A 20,165-nucleotide genomic window follows, 5' to 3' on the forward strand; every position below is an offset into this window, starting at 1 on the left:
ATGAGCCGTCACAAGTCCAAAGCCATCCCCGGTCGCAATCTGCGACTGGCCGACCAGATCCAGAAGGATCTGGCCGGGATCATCCAGCGCGAGATCGACACGACCCGCGCTGGCTTGATCACGCTCTCCGGTGTGGAACTGTCGACCGACTACGCGCATGCCAAGGTGTATTTCACGGTCCTGGGCGCCGAGCCCGAGGCCGCGACCGCCTTGCTGAACGAGAAGGCCGGCTGGCTGCACTCCCAGCTGTACAAGCTGCTGCACATTCATACTGTCCCCACTTTGCGTTTCTTCCACGACGAGCAGATTGCCCGTGGTATCGAAATGTCGATCCTCATCGACCGCGCAAACCGGCCCGGCCCGCACTCGGGCGTGCCCGACGAACCTGAAGACCAGTCCTGATCGGGCTGTCGTCACTGCTTTAATTTCCGGATTCCGACGATGGCTAAACGACGCGGGCTTGCGCTCGACGGTGTGCTGTTGCTCGACAAACCCGTAGGTTTGTCGAGCAATCACGCGCTGCAACGCGCCAAGCGTGCCATGGACGCGGCGAAAGCCGGCCATACCGGCACCCTCGACCCCTTCGCCACCGGCCTGCTGGTGTGCTGCATGGGTCGGGCAACCAAGATTTCCGGCGCGATGCTCAACGCCGACAAGGCATATCGCGCTACGCTTCAATTTGGCGAAGAAACCGACTCGGGCGACCTGACCGGCAACGTGGTGTCCACCGCCGCGCCCGGTTTCGTGGTCGAGGAACAGGCCCTGCGCGAAGCGCTGTCACGTTTCTCGGGCACGATCGAGCAGATTCCGCCCATGTATTCGGCGCTCAAGCGCGACGGCAAGCCGCTGTACGAATACGCGCGGCAGGGCATCGAACTGGAACGCCCGCCGCGGCAGATTACGATTTACCGCATCGAGCTGCTGTCCCTGAACGGGACGCAGGCAGAGATCGATGTGGCTTGCAGTAAAGGCACATACATCCGGACGCTGGCCCAGGACATCGGGCGCGCGCTGGGCTGTTACGCCCACCTGGCGGCGCTGCGGCGCACGCACGTCGGGCCATTTTCTCTGGAACGCGCCGTTGCGCTGGATGCCTTGCAGGCGATGCCAGACCCCAAGCAGGCATTGCTTGCACTGAACGAATTGCCGGCGGGCTTGCTGCCCGCCACCACCTTAAAGGACTCGCTATGACTCGCGCCTTGCGCAACGTCGCCATCATCGCCCACGTGGACCACGGTAAAACCACCCTGGTCGACCAGCTGCTGCGCCAATCCGGCACCTTCCGCGAAAACCAGGCGCTGACCGAACGGGTCATGGACTCGAACGACCTGGAAAAAGAACGCGGCATCACGATTCTGGCCAAGAACTGTGCCGTTGAATACGAAGGCACGCACATCAACATCGTCGACACCCCGGGGCACGCGGACTTCGGTGGCGAAGTCGAGCGCGTGCTGTCCATGGTCGACGGCGTGCTGCTGCTGGTCGACGCCGTCGAAGGCCCGATGCCGCAGACCATCTTCGTGACCCGCAAGGCGCTGGCCCTGGGCCTCAAGCCGATCGTGGTGGTCAACAAGGTCGACCGTCCGGGCGCCCGCACCGACTTCGTCATCAATGCCACCTTCGACCTGTTCGACAAGCTGGGCGCGACCGACGAGCAGCTGGACTTCCCGGTGGTGTACGCCTCGGGCCTGTCCGGCTACGCCGGCCTGACCGCCGACGTGCGCGAGGGCGACATGCGTCCGCTGTTCGAAGCCATCCTGCAGCACGTGCCGCAGCGTGACGACGATCCCAATGGCCCGCTGCAGATGCAGATCATCTCGCTGGACTACAACAGCTACGTCGGCAAGATCGGCGTGGGCCGCATCAACCGCGGCCGCATGCGTCCCGGCATGGATGTGGCGTACAAGTTCGGTCCCGATGGCCAGGGCGGCCGCGGCCGCATCAACCAGGTGCTGAAGTTCCACGGCCTGGAGCGCATCGTGGTGGATGAAGCCGAAGCCGGCGACATCGTGCTGATCAACGGTATCGAAGACCTCGGCATCGGCTGCACCGTGACTGACCCGGTGACGCAGGAAGTGCTGCCGATGCTGCGCATCGACGAGCCGACGCTGACCATGAACTTCATGGTCAACACCTCGCCGCTGGCCGGCCGTGAAGGCAAGTTCGTCACCAGCCGCCAGCTGCGCGACCGCCTGGACCGCGAACTGAAGTCGAACGTGGCGCTGCGCGTGCGCGACACCGGCGACGACACCGTGTTCGAAGTGTCGGGCCGCGGCGAACTGCACCTGACGATTCTGCTGGAAACGATGCGCCGCGAAGGCTACGAGCTGGCCGTGTCGCGTCCGCGCGTGGTGTTCAAGGAAGTCGACGGCGTGAAGTGCGAGCCGTTCGAGTCGCTGACCATCGACGTCGAAGACGCCCACCAGGGCGGCGTGATGGAAGAGCTGGGCCGCCGCAAGGGCGATCTGCAGGACATGCAGCCGGACGGCCGTGGCCGCACCCGCCTGGAATACCTGATCCCCGCCCGTGGCCTGATCGGCTTCCAGAACGAGTTCCTGACGCTGACGCGCGGCACCGGCCTGATGAGTCACATCTTCCACGAATACGCGCCCATCAAGGAAGGCTCGATCGGCGAGCGCCGCAACGGCGTGCTGATCAGCCAGGACAACGGCGACGCCGTGGCCTACGCGCTGTGGAAGCTGCAGGATCGCGGCCGCATGTTCGTGAACCCGGGCGATGCGCTGTACGAAGGCATGATCATCGGCATCCACAGCCGCGACAACGACCTGGTCGTGAACCCGATCAAGGGCAAGCAGCTGACCAACGTGCGCGCCTCGGGCACCGACGAAGCCGTGCGCCTGGTGCCGCCGATCCAGATGTCGCTGGAATACGCCGTGGAATTCATCGACGACGACGAACTGGTCGAAATCACGCCCAAGTCGATCCGCCTGCGCAAGCGTCACCTGCAGGAAAACGACCGCAAGCGCGCCGCGCGCGAATCCGCCGTCTGAGGCGAAGCGGGGCTGCTGCCCCGCGGCTGAAAACGGAAAAGCCGCACACCTTTCGGGGTGTGCGGCTTTTTTTTCCGTCGATCGCCGGCTGGTGATCGACCGGCGGCGCGGCGAAGCCTGGCGGCCTTGCCGCGCCAGCCGGCGCCGCGGCGCGCGGGTCTCAGGCGTGCTGGTGCCGGTATTCCTGCGTCTTGCCGCCATAGCCATAGGCCGCGGCGCGCGCGTCGATCACGTGCACGTAGGAGCATTCGTGCAGCTCGCCCAGGATTTCGCCGAAGGCCGCGTAGATCTCCTGGATGAAGCGCGCCTTCTCGGCCTTGGTGTTGGTCTCGTCGGTGACGCTGATGTCCAGGTGGAAGGCGTTCTTGCCCAGTTCCGACAGGGGGCGCGCGCCGATGAACCACTGGTCGTGGGGGATGTGCTGCAGCGTGATGGCGATGACCGGCAGCTTCTTGCCGAGCACGGATTGCGTCAGGCTGGCGACCGAATCGACGATGCGGCGGTTGCGGGCGGCATCGGGCTGGCCGGAAACGTGGATGACGATGTGGGGCATGACAGGCTCCTTGGGTGAGGGGGAATGGAGCCAGTGTAGGGACTGCATTGACATCGGAAAAGCGGGAATTTACGATTTCATCCATCGTATAAAACGTTGGATAAGTCATGTCCGGATTTGATCTCGACCAGCTGCGCACCCTGGTGGCGGTGCTGGACGCGGGCAGCCTGACCGCCGCCGCGCCCAAGGTGTTCCTGTCGCAGTCGTCGGTCAGCGAGCAGATGCGCAAGCTGGAGGAGCGGGCCGGCCAGCCGCTGCTGATCCGCGGCAAGGCGGGCGTGATCGCCACTCCCGCCGGTGAACGCCTGCTGGCGCATGCGCGCGCCATCCTGGCGCTGAGCGACGAGGCCTTTCGCGACCTGCGCGGCGTGGCGCTGCGCGGCGAATTGCGGCTGTGCATCACCGATTACTTCCGTCCCGGCGACGTGGCGCGGCTGTTGCGGCGCCTGAACGAGCAGTATCCGCAGGTGCGCATGCACGTCACCATCATGAAGAGCGGCACGATCGAGGCGGCTTACGAACGCGGCGAAGTGGATGTCGGCATCTCGATGGTGATCCAGGAGCGCGGCGCGTCGAAAGGGCGGCCGCAGGGGCCGTTGCTGCGGCGCGAATCGCTGCTGTGGATGGCGGCCGAGGGCGCGCCGGCGCCGGTGGCGCCGCTGCCGCTGCTGGCGCTGCCCGAGACCTGCGCGTTGCGCCAGTACGCCGAGCGGTTGCTGGCGCGGCGCGCGGTGCCGTACGCGGTGGCGCATGTGGCCTCGGGCGTGGCAGGGCTGCAACTGGCGATCGCGGCGGGGCTGGGCGTGGCCTGCCTGAACGAGTCGGCGCTGACGCCCGGCATCGGCCGCCTGCAGGCGCCGGGCCTGCCGCCATTGCCCGACGTCGAATTCCGCCTGTTGCCGCCGCGGCCGGGCGAAGACCCCTTCATCGGCCAGGCGCGCGAGGCGATCGAGCGGGCGCTGCGTTGAGCCGGCCTCGGCGCGGCCGCTAGCGCGCCTGCCGGGCCGGCGCGCGCATCAGCCACTGCAGGAATTCGCGGCCCGGGCCGGCCTCGCCGACGATCGCGCCGATGGGCTGGAACGCGCCCGGCGACTCGATCCGCAGGCGCTCGAAATGGCCATGCTGCAGATACCAGCCGGCCAGCGTCAGCGGCACCATGGCCAGCGCCTGCTGCGCCTGCATGACCGCGATCAGCAACGGCATGGGCGGCGCGGCGCTGGCCAGGCGGCACAGCCGCGGCACCACGCCGGCGCGCTCGAAGAAGGCGGTGAAGACGGCGTGGATCGCCAGTTCGGGCCGCGGCTGTATCCACAGTTGGGAGGCCACCTGCGCCAGCGTGGGCGCGGCGCCGCCGGCCAGCAGCGGATGGCCCGGCGTGGCGACGATGACGGCGGCATCCTGTTGCAGCGGGACGAATTCCAGGCCGGCGGGCACCGCTTCCGGGCGCCGGCACAGCAGCATGTCCAGGTTGCCCGCGGCCGCCAGCGGCAGCAATTGTTCGCGGCTGCCTTCCTGGAAGTCGACCTGCAGGCCGGGATGGGTCCGCATGTAGGCCGGCAGGCGCTCGGCCAGCAGGCCGCTGCTGGCCGCCGGAATGGCGCCCAGGCGCAGGTTGCCCGAGGCGCCGCCGCGCAAGGCGGCCACCGAATCGGTCGAGGCGCGCAGCGTGGTCAGCATGCCGCGCGCGCAATCGGCCATCAGCTGTCCGCTGCGGGTGGCGCGCATGCCGCGGGCGTGGCGCTCGAACAGTTCGACGCCCAGCAGGGATTCGATGTCGGCCAGCGCGTGGGTGGCGGCCGGCTGGCTCATGCCGATCTGGGCGGCGGCCTGCTGCAGGCTGCCCAGTTCGGCCACGCCGGCCAGCAGTTGCAGGTGGCGCAGGCGCCCCTTGGCCAGCAGGCGGGCAAGCAGGGTGGCGGGGGCGACGTCCATGGCACGAGCGAATCAGCTATTCAAAATATGAATGTATTGGCGCATCAATGTATTTGAAATAAGGATATGCCCTGCCCAGAATGGCGTGACGCCGGCTACCGGTTTCCACTCGAGGATTCGCCGTTCCATGAAGTCCCGTCTGTTGCATGCTGTCGTTTGCGCCGCCCTGGTCGGCGCGTCCTCCCTGGCGCTTGGACAAGGCGCCTATCCGTCCCAGCCGGTGCGCCTGATCGTGCCGTTCGCGCCGGGCGGTTCCACCGATGTGCTGGCGCGGGCCGTGGCCGATGGCCTGCGCAAGGAACTGGGCCAGAGCGTGGTGGTGGAAAACCGCGCCGGCGCCGGCGGCCTGATCGGCACCGAGGCCGTGGCGCGGGCCGAGCCCGACGGCTACACGCTGGGCATGGCCACGGTCAGCACCATGGCGGTCAATCCGCTGCTGTACGGCACCGGCCGCGTCGATCCCGCGACCCAGTTGAAACCGGTTGGCTCGGTGGCGAACGTGCCGGTGGTGTGGATGGTGAACCCGGCCTTTCCGGCCACGGATTTCGCGCAGTTCCTGGCCGAGCTGCGCGCCCATCCCGGCAAGTATTCCTTCGGTTCGCCGGGCGTCGGCTCGCTTGGCCACCTGAACCTGGCGGCGATGAATGCCGACCTCAAGGTCGAGGTGCTGCACGTGCCGTACCGCGGCATGGGCCCGGCGCTGACCGCGGCGGTGGGCGGCGAGGTGCAGGTGCAGCAGGACCAGTACGCCTCGGCGCAGTCGCTGATCAAGGCGGGCAAGCTGCGCCCGATCGCGGTGGCCGCGCCGGCGCGCCTGGCGGGTCTGCCGCAGTTGCCGACCCTGGCCGAGCTGGGCTATCCGCAGTTGAACGCGCTGGGCCAGACCTGGTTTGGCCTGGTGGCGCCGGCGGGCACGCCGGACGCGGTGGTGCGCAAACTCAATGACGCGGTACGGCAGGCGATGGCGGATCCGGCGCTGGTGCAGCGCCTGGCCGGCCTGGGCGCCGAGCCCGATACCGGCACGCCGCAGGCCTTCGGGCAGCGAATCGCGCAGACGCTGGCCGCCAACCGGAAAATCATTGAAACTGCCGCCATCAAGCTTGACGAGTAAGCGTTGCACCGCCGGTGGCGTGTCGTCGCCGGCGCCTGTAGACCCTGTAGAACCGCCACTGGAGACACGATGGGAGCCATCGACAAACTTGCCCCGTTCATCGACGCCCGCAGCGACCGCTATGCGGAACTGAGCGACCGCATCTGGAGCCTGGCCGAGCTGCGCTATGACGAGCACAAATCGGCCGAACTGCACATCGCCATGCTGGAAGAGGCCGGCTTTCGCGTCACGCGCGACGCGGCCGGCATCCCGACGGCGTTCGTCGCCGAGGCCGGCGCGGGCGGCCCGGTCATCGGCATCCTGGGCGAATACGACGCCCTGTCGGGCCTGAGCCAGGAAAGCGGCGCCTTCGCCTGCCAGCCGTCGCCGGAAACGCCCAATGGCAATGGCCACGGCTGCGGCCATCACCTGCTGGGCACGGCCGCGCATTTCGCGGCGGTGGCGGTCAAGGAGTTCCTGGAAAGCAACGGCCTGCCGGGCCGCATCCGCTTCTACGGCTGTCCGGCCGAGGAGGGCGGGTCGGGCAAGACCTTCATGGCGCGCGCCGGGCTGTTCGACGACCTGGACGCGGCGCTGACCTGGCATCCGGCCTCGCACACTGGCATCTTCCACCAGTCGTCGCTGGCCAACATCCAGGCCTATTTCCGCTTTCGCGGCGTGGCCGCGCACGCCGCCAATTCGCCGCACTTGGGCCGCAGCGCGCTGGACGCGGTGGAGCTGATGAACGTGGGCGTGAACTATCTACGCGAGCACATGGTGCCGGACGCGCGGGTGCACTACGCGGTGACCAACAGCGGCGGCATTTCGCCGAACGTGGTGCAGGCCCGCGCCGAGGTGCTGTACCTGGTGCGCGCGCCGATCAATTCGCAGGCCGCCGAGTTGTACGAGCGGGTCAAGAACGTGGCGCGGGGCGCGGCGTTGATGACCGACTGCGAGCTGGAGATCGTGTTCGACAAGGCCTGCTCCAACTACATCCCCAACGACGTGCTCAACCAGGTCATGTACGCCAACATGCAGGCGCTGCAGGGGCCGGCCTACACCGAGGGCGAACAGCAGGCCGCGCGCCGCATGTGGGACGCGATTTCCGCCGACGACATCGACAACGCCGGCAAGAACCTGGGCGCGGTGCTGCGCAATCCGACGCCGCTGTTCAGCGGGGTGGCGCCGTACGTGCCCGGCAAGCATGAGATCAGCTACGGTTCGACCGACGTCGGCGACGTCAGCTGGGTGACGCCCACGGCGCAGTGCTGGGGCGCCTGCTACGCCTACGGCACGCCGTTCCATTCGTGGCAGATGGTGGCGCAGGGCAAGCTGTCGCTGGCGCACAAGGGCATGGTGCACGCGGCCAAGGTCATCGCGGCCACCGCCGCCGACCTGTATGGCCAGCCCGAGGCGCTGGCGCGCGCCAGGGAGGAACTGCTGGAAATGCGCCGGGGCCAGCCCTACGTCTGCCCGATTCCGGCCGACGTGCTGCCGTGGTTCATGCGCAAGTAGGCGGCACGGGGCGGCCCTTGTCGGAAGCCGCCCGCGGTGTCCGGCCCGCTTGAGGCGGGCCGGCGCCGGTCAGGCCGGCAGGGACGGCGCGTATTGCGCTTCCGAACTGGCCTTCTGGTGGAATTCGACCACCTTGCGCACGACCTTGCGGGGATCGTCCTCGATGATGAAAAGATCCAGGTCATGCGCGCCGATCATGCCATTGCCCAGCACCTGGCCGCCCAGCCATTCGACCAGGCCCGACCAGTACTCGCTGCCCACCAGCACGATGGGCGCGGCCGGGACCTTGCCGGTCTGGATCAGCGTCAACGCTTCGAAGAGCTCGTCCAGGGTGCCGAAGCCGCCCGGCATCGCCACGTAGGCGAAGCTGTGCATGAAAAACGTGGCTTTGCGTGAAAAAAAGTACTCAAACGATAGACTGATGGTTTGATACTCGTTGTTGTGCGCTTCGTGCGGCAGGCTGATGTTCAGCCCGATGCTGGTGCCGCCGGTTTCGAACGCGCCCTTGTTGGCGGCTTCCATGATGCCCGGGCCGCCGCCCGCGATGACCGCGAATCCCGCCTCGGCCAGGGCGGCTGAGATTGCCACGGTGGTTTCGTAGTGGGGGGAGTTGCGGCTGACGCGCGCACTGCCGAAGACACTGACTGCTGGCCCGATGTTCGCGAGCTTTTCGGCCGCCGTCCGTATCTCTGACATAATCAGCGGAATTTGTTTTTCGGCGGGCGTCGCCGCAATTGTTGCCGCAGTTGTTGCCATATCTGCCTTTGTAACCATGAAAAAAACCTTATTGCTGGTCGACGGTTCAAGCTACTTGTACCGCGCTTTTCACGCTATGCCTGATTTGCGCAATGCGCAAGGCGAACCTACGGGTGCGCTGTACGGCGTGGTCAATATGTTGCGCAAGCTTGTATCCGACTATAAGGCAGAGTATGCCGCATGTATTTTCGATGCGCGTGGCAAGACGTTCCGGGACGATCTGTATCCGGAATACAAGTCGCACCGCCCGCCCATGCCGGAAGACCTGGCGGCCCAGATCGAGCCCATCCACCGCGCCGTGCGCGCGCTGGGCTGGCCGGTGCTGGCCATCGAGGGCGTCGAGGCCGATGACGTGATCGGCACGCTGGCCTGCCGCGCCGCCGAGCGCGGCGTGCACACGGTGGTGTCCACCGGCGACAAGGACCTGGCGCAACTGGTCAACAGCCACGTCACGCTGGTCAACACCATGAGCGGCGAGGTGCTGGACGAGGCCGGCGTGGTCAACAAGTTCGGCGTGCCGCCGGACCGCATCGTCGACTACCTGATGCTGGTGGGCGACACCGTCGACAACGTGCCGGGCGTGACCAAGGTCGGCCCCAAGACGGCCGCCAAGTGGATCTCGGAATTCGGTTCGATCGACAAGCTGGTCGAGGGCGCCGAGGGCATCAAGGGCGTGGCCGGCAGCAACCTGCGCGAAGCCATCCCCAACTTCCCGCTGACGCGCCAGTTGCTGACCGTCAAGTGCGATTGCGACCTGACCGGCCATGTCGAGAGCGTCGACGACCTGACCCCGCGCGGCCGCGACGAGGCCACGCTGACCGAACTGTACGAACGCTACGGTTTCCGCACCTGGCTGCGCGACCTGACCGGCGACGCCGAGCGCGTGCCCACGGGCGACGCCCGCGTGGCGGTCGAAGCGCCGGCCGCGCCGGCCGAGCTGGACTACCGCATCATTGACACCTGGCAGGCGTTCGACGCCTGGATGGAACTGGCGCAGGGCGCCGAGCTGGTGGCGCTGGACACCGAGACCACCTCGCTGGACGAGATGCAGGCCAAGCTGGTCGGCCTGTCGATGGCGGTGGCGCCGGGCGTGGCCTGCTACATCCCGGTGGCGCACCGCGGCCCGGATGGCGCGACCCAGTTGCCCAAGGCCGAAGTGCTGGAGCGTCTGCGCCCGTGGCTGCAGGACGCCTCGCGCGCCAAGCTGCTGCACCACGCCAAGTACGACACCCATGTGTTCGCCAACGAAGGCATCCGCCTGGCGGGCATCGCCGAAGACACCATGCTGCAGGCCTACGTGCTGGAGTCGCATCGCGGCGTCGGCCTGAACGACCTGGCGCAGCGCTACCTGGGCCGCAGCGGCGTCTCGTACGAGGACCTGTGCGGCAAGGGCGCCAAGCAGATCGGCTTCGACGAAGTGGCGGTGGACAAGGCCGGCCACTACGCCGCCGAGGACGCCGACTTCACGCTGCAGCTGCACCAGGTGCTGCGCCCGCAGGTGGCGGCCGACGCCGGGCTGGAACGCATCTACCTGCTGGAGATGCAGGTGTCGGCGGTGCTGACCACCATCGAGCGCAACGGCGTCAAGGTCGACGCCGCCGAGCTGGGCCGCCAGAGCCACAAGCTGGGCCAGGAAATGCTGCAACTCGAGCAGAAGGCCTACGAACTGGCCGGCCAGCCCTTCAACCTGAATTCGCCCAAGCAACTGGGCGAGATCCTGTTCGGCCGCATGCAGTTGCCGGTGGTGCGCAAGACCGCCGGCGGTGCGCCGTCGACCGACGAGGAAGTGCTGAGCAAGCTGGCGCAGGACTACCCGCTGCCGCAGGTGCTGCTGGAATACCGCGGGCTGTCCAAGCTCAAGTCCACCTACACGGACAAGCTGCCGCGCATGATCAACCCGGATACCGGCCGCGTGCACACGCACTATTCGCAGGCCGCGGTGATCACCGGCCGGCTGGCCTCGTCCGATCCCAACCTGCAGAACATTCCCGTGCGCACCGAGGCCGGGCGCCGGGTGCGCGAGGCGTTCATCGCCGAGCAGGGCCTGCTGCTGTCGGCCGACTATTCGCAGATCGAGCTGCGCATCATGGCGCACGTGTCGGACGACGCCAACCTGCAGCGCGCCTTCGCCGCCGGCGAGGACATCCACCGCGCCACGGCCTCGGAAGTGTTCGGCGTGTCGCTGACGGACGTCTCGTCCGAGCAGCGGCGCGCGGCCAAGGCCATCAACTTCGGCCTGATCTACGGCATGGGCGTGTTCGGCCTGGCGTCGAACCTGGGCATCACGCGGGACGCGGCGCAGGCCTACATCGACCGCTACTTCGCCCGCTATCCCGGCGTGGCGATGTACATGGAGAACACGCGCCGCGTGGCGCGCGAGCAGGGCTATGTCGAGACCGTGTTCGGGCGCCGGCTGCAATTGCCGGAGATCCGCGGCGCCTCGGGCCCGCGCCGGCAGGGCGCCGAGCGCGCGGCGATCAACGCGCCGATGCAGGGCACCGCGGCCGACCTGATCAAGATGGCCATGGTGGCGGTGCAGGACTGGCTCGAGGCCGAGAAGCTGCAGACCCGCATGATCATGCAGGTGCACGATGAACTGGTGCTGGAAGCGCCCGACGCGGAGCTGGAGCTGGTCAAGGAAGCCCTGCCGCGGCTGATGTGCAACGTGGCCGAGCTGCGCGTGCCGCTGGTGGCCGAGGTGGGCGTGGGCAAGAACTGGGAACAGGCGCACTGACACGCCTGGACGGCGGCGCGCCCGCGAACGGGCCGTTCGCCGTGGGTTCCTTGAATCGGGCCGTGCGGGCCGCGCAGCGTCCGGCGGCCCATTTCCGCTTTTGTGGCTGCAACAATATAATGTTGCGCTTCCCCCTGACCATAATACGTCCCCCAAATGCTGCTGCTCTGGGTCCTGCTTGCCACCGTCACCGGTGGCCTCATCGCCGTCCTTGTCGCCAGCTGGCTGGCCTACAAGGTGTTCGCCCATTACCTGCATCACATGGTCAGCCTGTCCGTGGGGGTGCTGCTGTCGGTGGCGCTGCTGCACCTGCTGCCGGAAGCCTTCGAGAGCGGGGTGGCCGACGCCCATGTGCTGTTCGGGCTGATGCTGGCGTCGCTGATCGGCTTTTTCGTGCTGGAGAAGATCGCGCTGCTGCGCCACAGCCATCACCACGAGGGCGACGGCCACCACCATCATCATGGCCATGACCGGCATGAGGCGGGACGCGGGGGCGTGCTGATCCTGGTCGGCAGCTCGCTGCACAACCTGTGCGACGGCGTGCTGGTGGCGGCGGCCTTCCTGACCGACCCGTTGCTGGGCGTGCTGACGGCGGCCTCGATCATCGTGCACGAAGTGCCGCACAAGCTGGGCGACTTCGTCGTGCTGCTCAATGCCGGCCTGGCGCGCCGCCGCGCCTTCGCGCTGATCCTGTTCACCAGCTTGTGTTCAGCCTTGGGCGGCATAATAGGTTACTTCGTGCTGCAGCAGGCCCAGGACTGGGTGCCGTACGTATTGGTGGTTGCCGCCAGCAGCTTCCTCTACATCTCGGTGGCCGACCTGATGCCGCAGATGCACGAACGGGTATCCCTGGCCGATGCGGTGCCGCAACTGCTGCTGGTGGGCGTGGGCGTGGTGCTGATCTACAGCGTGACGACCCTGATGCACCACGGGCATGAGCACGAGGCGGGCGCCGGCGCGGCACGCACGGAGCACGTCCACACACATTGAGGCGTGGCGTTCGCGATACCCGGCTTTGCTTCCGATCCTGGCCGGTCGTCGCGTTCGCCCCCGATGGCGAACCGCGGCGCGCCGGCTCCGCGTTGATCCCTACACAGGAGTTCGCCATGAGTTTTTCCGCCGCCGCCGGCAACGTCGCCCCCACCGTGATCCACACGGACACCCAGGGGCTGGTTCACGGGGATTTCCAATTGCCCGTGGCCGATGGATCCATCAGCGCCTACTACGCCGCCCCCGAAGGCAAGCGCGACCTGCCGGTCGTGCTGGTGGTGCAGGAGATCTTCGGGGTGCACGAGCACATCAAGGATGTCTGCCGCCGCGTGGCCAAGGCCGGCTACCTGGCCGTGGCCGCGAACCTGTACGAGCGCCAGGGTGACGCGTCGACCTATACCGATATCCCCAAGCTGATCGCCGAGATCGTCAGCAAGGTGTCCGACGAACAGGTGTTCGCCGACCTGGACGCCAGCGTGGCCTGGGCCGCGCAGCATGGCGGCGATCCGAAGCGGGTGGCGGTGACGGGGTTCTGCTGGGGCGGCCGCCTGACGTGGATGTATGCGGCGCACAATCCGGACGTGAAGGTGGGCGTGGCCTGGTACGGCAAGCTGAGCGCGGGCCACGGGCCGTTGATCAAGCGCTATGCGTTCGACGTGGTCAATGAGCTGCACGCGCCGGTGCTGGGGCTGTATGGCGCCAAGGATACTGGGATTCCGGTGTCGGATATCGAGATCATGAAGGGCAAGCTGGCGGCGGGGAACGAGAATGCCCGGCGGTCGGAGTTCGTGGTGTATCCGCAGGCGGATCATGCGTTCATGGCGGATTACCGGATGAGTTATCAGGCTGAGGCGGCCAAGGATGGGTGGGGGAGGATGCTTGAGTGGTTCAAGCGGTACCTTTGAGGGGGGATTTTTCCTCTTGGCGTGATAAAGCCGCTGCGCGTTTGCGTGGCGGTTTTTTTTTTGGCGATTTTTTGCTTCGTAGGCCGCCCGGCGCGGGTGGCGCACGGGTGGGCGCGCCTGCGATTGCGGTCCGGAGCGTTCGCTCCGGACTGCCCCTGCCTCAACCTCGTCCGCCTGCGGCTCCCTTCGGTTTCCGTCGGGCGCATCTGACGGCGCGCCCACCCGTGCGCCACCCGCGCCGGGCTAGCGGTTTCGAGGCATGGGGCGCTGCTGGACCGCGGCGGCATGCGAGGGGTTTGCGGGGCCCGCAAGGACCGGCTGCGCGGGCAGCCGGTCCTGGCGTACGCGGTTGCTTCAAGCCGGGGTAGCCCCAACGGTGGCAGCCATTGAGGGGCAGCGAGGGACCCATCGCAATCCCCTCGCTAGGATGGCCGGCCCGCCGCCCGGCCGCCCGAAGGCGGGCCAGCCCCCTCGGGGGGCAGCAAGCGCGCGAAGCGCGCGCCGCGTGGGGGCCCTAATTCCCGGCTTCGCGAAGGCGGCTGGGGAGGAGTTCGCCGTGGCGGGCCAGGAGGGGGTAGGCGGCGGCGCCGACGAGGTGGGAGTTGATGCCCTTCATGTCGCGCAGGATGTCGAGGTAGAGGGCGCCGACTTCGGCGGCGTCGACCTGGCCGGCCTTGATCTTTTGCAGGTGTACGTCGGCGGCCTGGGTCTCGATGGTGCGGAAGCGCGATTTCTCGCCGGCCAGGGCGCGGGCCTGGCGCAGGTCGTCGTTGACGAAGAGGGCGGCGGCCTGGCGTTGGTTGGCGATCAGTTCGCCGAGGGTATCGTCGAGGCTGGCGCGCTGTTCGGGCGAGAAGGTCCAGCCCTGCTTGCGCAGCTTGGCGATGTGGCTGAGCAGGCCGTGGTGGGCGATGTCGCCAGCGTGGCCGATGTTGCTGATGAAGGCCAGGATGTCATCCATGCGCTGCACGTCGCTGCGCGTCATGTTCTCCTGGTCCAGGGTGGCCAGGTAGGTGGTGATGGCGCTTTCCAGCTTGTCCAGGGCGGCGTCCAGTTGGCGCGCCTGCACCATGCGGTGGCGGTTGTCGCGCTTGAAGCCGGCGCGGGCGTACAGCAGCAGGGTCTGCAGCATGTCGGCCATGCGCAGCGCTTCGCGCGCGGCGTTGCCCAGGGCGACGGCGGGCACGTCGTGGGCCCATTCGTCCAGGTATTGGGGACGGGCAGGATCGTTGGGGTCGGTGCGCTTGGGCAGCCAGCGGGTCAGCAGAGCCGCGTAGGGCGCCAGCAGCGGCAGGAACGCCAGCGCGATGACGGCGTTGAAGAGGGTGTGGAAGTTGGCGACGGCGCGGGCCGGGTCGCTGGACATGTCGCTCATCAGCGGTTGCAGCCAGGGCAGCAGCACCAGGCCGGCCAGCACGCCGAGGATGCGGGTCAGCAGGTTGCCCAGAGGCAGGCGGCGGGCGGCGGGGTCGTCGCCGGTGACGCCTTCGATCATGGGGTTGATGGCGGTGCCGAGGTTGGCGCCCAGCACCAGCGCGAAGGCGACGTGCGGCGCCACCATGTGGTGGCTGGCCAGCGACATGACCAGCACCACCACGGCGACGCTGGAGTGGGCGGCCCAGGTGAAGGCGGCCGACAGCAGCACGGCGGCGACCGGCTGGGTCGCCAGGGCGTCCAGGATCATGCCCAGCATGGGGGCGGTCTGGAACGGTTCGAACAGTTCCACCAGCTGGTGCAGCGACAGCAGCAGCAGGCCCAGGCCGATGAAGACCCGGCCCAGGTCGCGGGTGCGGCCCGGCGGATAGCGGCGGAACATCCAGACGCCGGCCAGGATCAGGATGGGCGCCAGCGAGGTCAGGTCGAACGACAGCAGCTGCACGATCAGCGTGGTGCCGACGTTGGCGCCCAGCATGGCGGCCAGGGCCGGCACCAGGCCGACCACGCCGCCGGCGGCGAAGCCGGTGATCATCAGGCCGGTGGCGGTGCTGCTCTGCAGCGCGGCGGTGATGCCCAGGCCGGCGGCGAAGGCCCGCAAGCGGGTGCCAAGGGCGCGGCCCAGCGCGGCGCCAAGGGCGGCGCCAAAGGCGCGCTGCACGCCTGTCTGGACCATGTGGACGCCCCAGAGCAGCAGGGCGACGTAGCCGGCGAAGTCAAGCAGGGTGATAAGTCCGGACATCCTGGGGCAGTTCCATTCTTTTTATGACAAGAAATAATTCTGTAATGATCGCATGTCGGGGCGGGCGGGGAAACCCGTGCCTTGAATACAGCATACGCCCGCGGGGCTTTGCTGCGCACGGCCGGACCTTCCGCGTATCATTGCCGGATCATTCTTGAATGCAGGGGATTTCCGGTGGCCGTTTCCGTCTTCGATCTGTTCAAAATAGGCATAGGTCCGTCGAGTTCCCATACCGTCGGCCCCATGCGGGCCGCTTTGTTGTTTGCCCAGGGCCTGGAGCGCGACGGCCTGATGCCGCGGGTGGCCAACGTGCGCGCCGAGCTCTATGGCTCGCTGGGCGCCACCGGCAAGGGCCACGGCACCGACAAGGGCGTGCTGCTGGGCCTGATGGGCGAGGCGCCCGATACCGTCGATCCGGCCGCCATCGCGGGCATGATCGCGTCGGTGCGGGCCAGCCGTCAGCTGCCGCTGCTGGGCCACTATCCGGTGCCGTTCGTGGAAAAGGAACACATGATGTTCTACCGCCGCGAAGCCATGGCCGAGCATCCCAACGGCATGAAATTCCACGCCTTCGACGCCGAGGGCCAGTCGCTGCGCGAGGCCCGCTACCTGTCGGTGGGCGGCGGTTTCGTGGTGACGGCGGGCGCCTCCAACAGCCAGGTCATCGCCGCGCATGACCAGCTGCCGTATCCGTTCCGCACCGGCCGCGAGCTGCTGACCATGTGCCGCGAAAGCGGGCTGAGCGTGGCGCAGCTGATGATGAAGAACGAGCTGACCTGGCGCGATACCGGCGAGGTCGCGGGCGGGCTGGACCGCATCTGGCAGGTGATGCAGGACTGCGTCTCGCGCGGCTGCGGCATCAACTATCCGGAAGCCGACGGCGAATTGCCGGGCCCGCTGCGGGTGCGCCGCCGCGCCCCCGAGCTGTACCGCAACCTGACCCAGCGCGCCGAGCGCACGCTGTCCGATCCGCTGTCGGTGATGGACTGGGTCAACCTGTACGCCATGGCGGTGAACGAGGAAAACGCCGCCGGCGGCCGCGTCGTGACGGCGCCCACCAATGGCGCGGCGGGCATCATCCCGGCGGTGCTGCACTATTACGACCGCTTCGTCCCCGGTTCCAACCGCGAGGGCGTGCGCGACTTCCTGCTGACCGCGGCGGCCGTGGGCCTGCTGTACAAGTACAACGCCTCGCTGTCGGGCGCCGAGGTCGGCTGCCAGGGCGAAGTCGGCGTGGCCTGTTCGATGGCGGCGGGCGGCCTGGCCGCGGCGCTGGGCGGCTCGGTCGAGCAGGTCGAGAACGCGGCCGAGATCGGCATGGAGCACAACCTGGGCCTGACCTGCGACCCGGTCGGCGGGCTGGTGCAGATTCCCTGTATCGAACGCAATGCCATGGCCTCGATCAAGGCCGTCAACGCCGCCCGCATGGCCCTGCGCGGCGACGGCCAGCACTATGTGTCGCTGGACTCGGTCATCAAGACCATGCGCGAGACCGGCGCCGACATGAAGACCAAGTACAAGGAAACGGCGCGTGGCGGCCTGGCGGTGAACATCGTCGAGTGCTGAGGCGGGCTCGCCCCAAAAAAAGCCCCTTGATCGCTCAAGGGGCTTTTTCATTGCCGGGCCGCCTCAAGATGAAAACGCCCCCTCGGCGGGGCAGCAAGCCGAGGGCGCGGCGTGGGGGGGCTTTCCAACGGGCCTTTTGCCAGGATCAGATCACGCGGGCGTTCTGCAGCGCGGCGATGCGGGCCGGGATCGGCGGGTGCGAGGCGAACATGGCCGCCAGGCCGCCCTTGCCGGTGATGCCGGAGGCTTCGAACGACTTGGGCAGTTCGCCCGGTTCCAGGCCGCCCAGGCGGGCCAGGGCGCGGATCATGGGTTCGCGGGCGCCCATCAGGTGGGCCGAGCCGGCGTCGGCGCGGTACTCGCGCTGGCGCGAGAACCAGGCCACGATGATCGAGGCCAGGATGCCGAAAATGATCTCACAGACGATCACGGTGACCATGTAGCCCGGGCCGAGGCCGCGTTCGTTCTTGAACACCACGCGGTCGATGAAGTAGCCGACCACGCGCGCCAGGAACACCACGAAGGTGTTGACCACGCCCTGGATCAGGGTCAGCGTGATCATGTCGCCGTTGGCGATGTGGGCCACTTCGTGGGCCAGCACCGCGGCGACTTCCTCTTCGCTCATGCTCTCGAGCAGGCCGGTCGATACCGCCACCAGCGAGTCGTTCTTGAAGGCGCCGGTGGCGAACGCGTTGGGCGCGCCGTCGTAGATGGCGACTTCCGGGCGGCCGATGCCGGCGCGGTCGGCGAGCTGGTGGACGGTGTCCAGCAGCCAGGCCTCGCGCTGGTTGCGCGGCGCGTTCGGGTCCAGCACCTGGGCGCCGGTGCTCCATTTGGCCATCGGCTTGCTGATCAGCAGCGAGATGATGGCGCCGGTGAAGCCGACCACCACCGAGAAAATCAGCAGCGCCTGCAGGTTCAGGCCGTTGGCGGTCAGGTAGCGGTCTACGCCCAGGATGCGCAGCGTGGCCGACAGCACGAGCATGACGGCCAGGTTGGTAATGACGAAAAGGATGATGCGTTTCATGCTTTTTTTGTTCCTCAGCGAGCGGGACTTGTGCGGGATTGGACTGTGCCGCGGCATGGCAGTTCCCCGACTGCCGGCGCCGCTCCCGGTGACGGAGAGTATAGTATCGCTTTCCCCTATTTCCCCCTCACTTTCACCTGAGCGCAAACCCCCAAAATGCAGGCACTTTGGATGTTGCTGGCGTCCGCCATGTTCGCCATCATGGGGTCGTTCGTGAAGCTGGGCACCGAGCACGGCGCGTCGTTGCCGCAAGTGGTGCTGTTCCGTGGCCTGCCGTCGGTGGTGTTGCTGCTGCTGTGGGCCCGCGCCGGGCGCCAGTCCATCGTGCCCACCAGCTGGAAGCTGCACCTGTGGCGCAACCTGTCCGGCGTCACCTCGATGTGGCTCGGTTTCTTCGCTATTTCCCACCTGCCGCTGGCCACCGCCACCAGCCTGAACTACACGGCGCCGCTGTTCATCGCCTGCTGGATGCTGGGGTGGGGCGGGGCGCAGCGCGACCCGGTGCGGATCGCCGCCGTGGCCCTGGGCTTCCTGGGCGTGATCGCCGTGTTGCGGCCCAGCATCAACGAAGACCAGTGGCTGGCCGCCTTGCTGGGCCTGGGGGCGGGCGCCATGTCGGCGATCGCCATGATGCAGATCCGTCAGCTGGGCCGCATCGGCGAGCCTGAATGGCGCACCGTGCTGTTCTTTTCGGTGGCGGTGTGCGCGTCCAGCTTCGCCGGCCTGGGCTTCGAGGGCTGGGGCCACGCCGACTGGACCGGCTACAGCTCCCTGCTGGGCGTGGGCGTGACCGGCCTGTTCGGCCAGTTGGCCATGACGCGGGCGTTCGGCCTGGGGTCGGCGCTGCTGACCGCGGCCCTGCAGTACAGCACGATCATCTTCGCGGCCCTGCTCGGCATGGGCTTCTGGGGCGATACCCTGGACGGCCTGGCGTGGGCCGGCATGGGCCTGATCATTTCGGCGGGCCTGCTGTCGGTCTGGCGCACCATGCGCGATCCCAAGCCGGTCTGACCGCGCGAACCCGATCCCATCAGAGGAGTTTTCCCGATGAGCATGACCCTGATTTCCGCGGCCGACCTGGCCACGCACCTGGGCGCGGCGGACGTGCGCGTGTTCGACGTGCGCCACGACCTGACCAACCACGCGGCCGGCCGTGACGCCTACGCCGCGGGCCACATCCCCGGCGCCCGCTACCTCGACCACGAAACCGAGCTGGCCGCCCCCCGCACCGGCAAGAATGGCCGTCATCCGTTGCCCGATCGCGGCCAGTTCGGCGCCCTGATGGCGGCGCATGGCGTGACGCCGCAGACCCTGGTGGTGGCCTATGACGCCAGCGGCGGCATGTACGCGGCGCACCTGTGGTGGATGCTGCGCTGGCTGGGCCACGACCGCGTCGCTGTGCTCGACGGCGGCTGGCAGGCCTGGCAGGCGGCCGGGCTGCCGACGTCCACCGAGGCGGCCGCGCCGGTGCAGGTCGGCGCGCCGGTGACGCCGGCCGCGCCGCGGGTCGGCAGCGTCGACGCGCAGGCGGTGCTGGACAACATCGCCCGTCCGGCCTTCACCGTGATCGACGCGCGGGCGGCCAACCGCTATCGCGGCGAGGTCGAGCCGATGGATCCGGTGGCCGGCCACATTCCGGGCGCGCTGAACCGCCCGAACGGCCAGAACCTGCAGGCCGATGGCCGCTTCAAGGACGCGGCGCAACTGCGCGAGGAGTTCACCGCGCTGCTGGACGGCCGCGACCCCGCGGCCATCGTGCACCAGTGCGGTTCGGGCATCACCGCCTGCCACAACCTGCTGTCGATGGAAATCGCCGGCCTGGCCGGCTCGCGCCTCTACCCGGGCTCGTGGAGCGAGTGGTGCAGCGATCCGTCCCGGCCGGTGGCCAAGGGCGAATGAGCGCCTTGTCC

General features: G+C 68.0%; 17 protein-coding genes. 12 read left to right on the top strand and 5 right to left on the bottom strand.

Annotated features, from left to right (window positions below):
- The 3 genes from rbfA to typA are packed head-to-tail and all read left to right on the top strand — an operon-like array spanning position 1 to position 3,011.
- Complete coding sequence (gene rbfA / locus AC1HFW_RS01650; protein WP_006388333.1) at positions 1-402, top strand: 30S ribosome-binding factor RbfA; 402 nt, start codon at positions 1-3, stop codon at positions 400-402.
- 39 nt (positions 403-441) lie between these two features.
- Positions 442-1,191, top strand: coding sequence for a tRNA pseudouridine(55) synthase TruB (gene truB / locus AC1HFW_RS01655; RefSeq protein ID WP_035360110.1), 750 nt, complete (start codon positions 442-444; stop codon positions 1,189-1,191).
- Positions 1,188-3,011 carry a translational GTPase TypA gene (gene typA, locus AC1HFW_RS01660; protein ID WP_006393682.1) on the top strand — a complete coding sequence of 608 codons (1,824 nt, stop codon included), beginning with the start codon at positions 1,188-1,190 and terminating at the stop codon, positions 3,009-3,011. The genes truB and typA overlap by 4 nt, the downstream gene beginning before the upstream one ends.
- Positions 3,012-3,171: 160 nt before the next feature.
- Here typA and AC1HFW_RS01665 read toward each other — a convergent pair whose 3' ends face one another.
- On the bottom strand, positions 3,172-3,564 hold the full coding sequence (locus tag AC1HFW_RS01665; protein WP_006393683.1) for a tautomerase family protein: 393 nt from the start codon (positions 3,562-3,564) through the stop codon (positions 3,172-3,174).
- Between the two features lie 107 nt (positions 3,565-3,671).
- Here AC1HFW_RS01665 and AC1HFW_RS01670 point away from each other — a divergent pair, with 107 nt between their 5' ends.
- Entirely contained in the window at positions 3,672-4,532 is an 861-nt protein-coding gene (locus tag AC1HFW_RS01670; RefSeq protein WP_006393684.1) for a LysR family transcriptional regulator, read from the top strand.
- Positions 4,533-4,551: 19 nt separating this feature from the next.
- Here AC1HFW_RS01670 and AC1HFW_RS01675 read toward each other — a convergent pair whose 3' ends face one another.
- Positions 4,552-5,496: a LysR family transcriptional regulator gene (locus AC1HFW_RS01675; protein WP_479281583.1), complete on the bottom strand. Its 945-nt coding sequence runs from the start codon at positions 5,494-5,496 to the stop codon at positions 4,552-4,554.
- Between the two features lie 127 nt (positions 5,497-5,623).
- Between AC1HFW_RS01675 and AC1HFW_RS01680 the strand changes: the two genes are divergently transcribed.
- Together AC1HFW_RS01680 and AC1HFW_RS01685 are read left to right on the top strand one after the other, a co-directional pair.
- A complete protein-coding gene (locus AC1HFW_RS01680) occupies positions 5,624-6,607 on the top strand; it encodes a Bug family tripartite tricarboxylate transporter substrate binding protein (protein ID WP_479281584.1) in 984 nt (327 codons plus the stop codon).
- Positions 6,608-6,676: 69 nt separating this feature from the next.
- Positions 6,677-8,101, top strand: a complete 1,425-nt coding sequence (locus AC1HFW_RS01685) for a M20 family metallopeptidase (protein ID WP_479281585.1) — start codon at positions 6,677-6,679, stop codon at positions 8,099-8,101.
- Between the two features lie 69 nt (positions 8,102-8,170).
- Here the strand turns inward: AC1HFW_RS01685 and AC1HFW_RS01690 are convergent, their stop codons facing one another.
- A complete protein-coding gene (locus AC1HFW_RS01690) occupies positions 8,171-8,875 on the bottom strand; it encodes an LOG family protein (RefSeq protein WP_479281586.1) in 705 nt (234 codons plus the stop codon).
- Between AC1HFW_RS01690 and polA the strand changes: the two genes are divergently transcribed.
- The 3 genes from polA to AC1HFW_RS01705 all read left to right on the top strand — a co-directional run bounded on the left by polA (position 8,874) and on the right by AC1HFW_RS01705 (position 13,486).
- The gene (gene polA, locus AC1HFW_RS01695) at positions 8,874-11,591 is read left to right on the top strand and encodes a DNA polymerase I (RefSeq protein ID WP_116521250.1); all 2,718 of its coding nucleotides are present in this window, start codon (positions 8,874-8,876) and stop codon (positions 11,589-11,591) included. The genes AC1HFW_RS01690 and polA overlap by 2 nt on opposite strands.
- A 156-nt stretch (positions 11,592-11,747) precedes the next feature.
- Positions 11,748-12,581, top strand: coding sequence for a ZIP family metal transporter (locus tag AC1HFW_RS01700; RefSeq protein ID WP_061072071.1), 834 nt, complete (start codon positions 11,748-11,750; stop codon positions 12,579-12,581).
- Positions 12,582-12,697: 116 nt separating this feature from the next.
- Entirely contained in the window at positions 12,698-13,486 is a 789-nt protein-coding gene (locus AC1HFW_RS01705) for a dienelactone hydrolase family protein (protein ID WP_061072070.1), read from the top strand.
- A gap of 514 nt (positions 13,487-14,000) precedes the next feature.
- Here AC1HFW_RS01705 and AC1HFW_RS01710 read toward each other — a convergent pair.
- Positions 14,001-15,662: a Na/Pi cotransporter family protein gene (locus tag AC1HFW_RS01710; RefSeq protein ID WP_061072067.1), complete on the bottom strand. Its 1,662-nt coding sequence runs from the start codon at positions 15,660-15,662 to the stop codon at positions 14,001-14,003.
- Positions 15,663-15,836: 174 nt separating this feature from the next.
- On the opposite strand from AC1HFW_RS01710, the gene AC1HFW_RS01715 reads away from it, so the two are divergent.
- Complete coding sequence (locus AC1HFW_RS01715; protein ID WP_006393694.1) at positions 15,837-17,228, top strand: L-serine ammonia-lyase; 1,392 nt, start codon at positions 15,837-15,839, stop codon at positions 17,226-17,228.
- 145 nt (positions 17,229-17,373) lie between these two features.
- On the opposite strand, the gene htpX is transcribed toward AC1HFW_RS01715, so the two are convergent.
- On the bottom strand, positions 17,374-18,255 hold the full coding sequence (gene htpX, locus AC1HFW_RS01720; RefSeq protein WP_006393695.1) for a protease HtpX: 882 nt from the start codon (positions 18,253-18,255) through the stop codon (positions 17,374-17,376).
- Between the two features lie 156 nt (positions 18,256-18,411).
- Between htpX and AC1HFW_RS01725 the strand changes: the two genes are divergently transcribed.
- Together AC1HFW_RS01725 and AC1HFW_RS01730 are read left to right on the top strand one after the other, a co-directional pair.
- Positions 18,412-19,266, top strand: coding sequence for a DMT family transporter (locus tag AC1HFW_RS01725; protein ID WP_061072065.1), 855 nt, complete (start codon positions 18,412-18,414; stop codon positions 19,264-19,266).
- Between the two features lie 36 nt (positions 19,267-19,302).
- A complete protein-coding gene (locus AC1HFW_RS01730) occupies positions 19,303-20,154 on the top strand; it encodes a sulfurtransferase (protein ID WP_241075017.1) in 852 nt (283 codons plus the stop codon).
- Positions 20,155-20,165: the final 11 nt, after the last annotated feature.

This window comes from Achromobacter sp. ISS7, from assembly GCF_056523125.1.

What these genes read in the sequence shown, in the direction of transcription:
- AC1HFW_RS01685 (WP_479281585.1), top strand. Translation starts at nt 6,677, where the DNA reads ATGGGAGCCATCGACAAACTTGCCCCGTTCATCGACGCCCGCAGCGAC.
- rbfA (WP_006388333.1), top strand. Translation starts at nt 1, where the DNA reads ATGAGCCGTCACAAGTCCAAAGCCATCCCCGGTCGCAATCTGCGACTG.
- AC1HFW_RS01675 (WP_479281583.1), bottom strand. Translation starts at nt 5,496, where the DNA reads ATGGACGTCGCCCCCGCCACCCTGCTTGCCCGCCTGCTGGCCAAGGGG.
- AC1HFW_RS01705 (WP_061072070.1), top strand. Translation starts at nt 12,698, where the DNA reads ATGAGTTTTTCCGCCGCCGCCGGCAACGTCGCCCCCACCGTGATCCAC.
- AC1HFW_RS01700 (WP_061072071.1), top strand. Translation starts at nt 11,748, where the DNA reads ATGCTGCTGCTCTGGGTCCTGCTTGCCACCGTCACCGGTGGCCTCATC.
- truB (WP_035360110.1), top strand. Translation starts at nt 442, where the DNA reads ATGGCTAAACGACGCGGGCTTGCGCTCGACGGTGTGCTGTTGCTCGAC.
- AC1HFW_RS01710 (WP_061072067.1), bottom strand. Translation starts at nt 15,662, where the DNA reads ATGTCCGGACTTATCACCCTGCTTGACTTCGCCGGCTACGTCGCCCTG.
- polA (WP_116521250.1), top strand. Translation starts at nt 8,874, where the DNA reads ATGAAAAAAACCTTATTGCTGGTCGACGGTTCAAGCTACTTGTACCGC.
- htpX (WP_006393695.1), bottom strand. Translation starts at nt 18,255, where the DNA reads ATGAAACGCATCATCCTTTTCGTCATTACCAACCTGGCCGTCATGCTC.
- AC1HFW_RS01665 (WP_006393683.1), bottom strand. Translation starts at nt 3,564, where the DNA reads ATGCCCCACATCGTCATCCACGTTTCCGGCCAGCCCGATGCCGCCCGC.
- AC1HFW_RS01690 (WP_479281586.1), bottom strand. Translation starts at nt 8,875, where the DNA reads ATGGTTACAAAGGCAGATATGGCAACAACTGCGGCAACAATTGCGGCG.
- typA (WP_006393682.1), top strand. Translation starts at nt 1,188, where the DNA reads ATGACTCGCGCCTTGCGCAACGTCGCCATCATCGCCCACGTGGACCAC.
- AC1HFW_RS01670 (WP_006393684.1), top strand. Translation starts at nt 3,672, where the DNA reads ATGTCCGGATTTGATCTCGACCAGCTGCGCACCCTGGTGGCGGTGCTG.
- AC1HFW_RS01725 (WP_061072065.1), top strand. Translation starts at nt 18,412, where the DNA reads ATGCAGGCACTTTGGATGTTGCTGGCGTCCGCCATGTTCGCCATCATG.
- AC1HFW_RS01680 (WP_479281584.1), top strand. Translation starts at nt 5,624, where the DNA reads ATGAAGTCCCGTCTGTTGCATGCTGTCGTTTGCGCCGCCCTGGTCGGC.
- AC1HFW_RS01730 (WP_241075017.1), top strand. Translation starts at nt 19,303, where the DNA reads ATGAGCATGACCCTGATTTCCGCGGCCGACCTGGCCACGCACCTGGGC.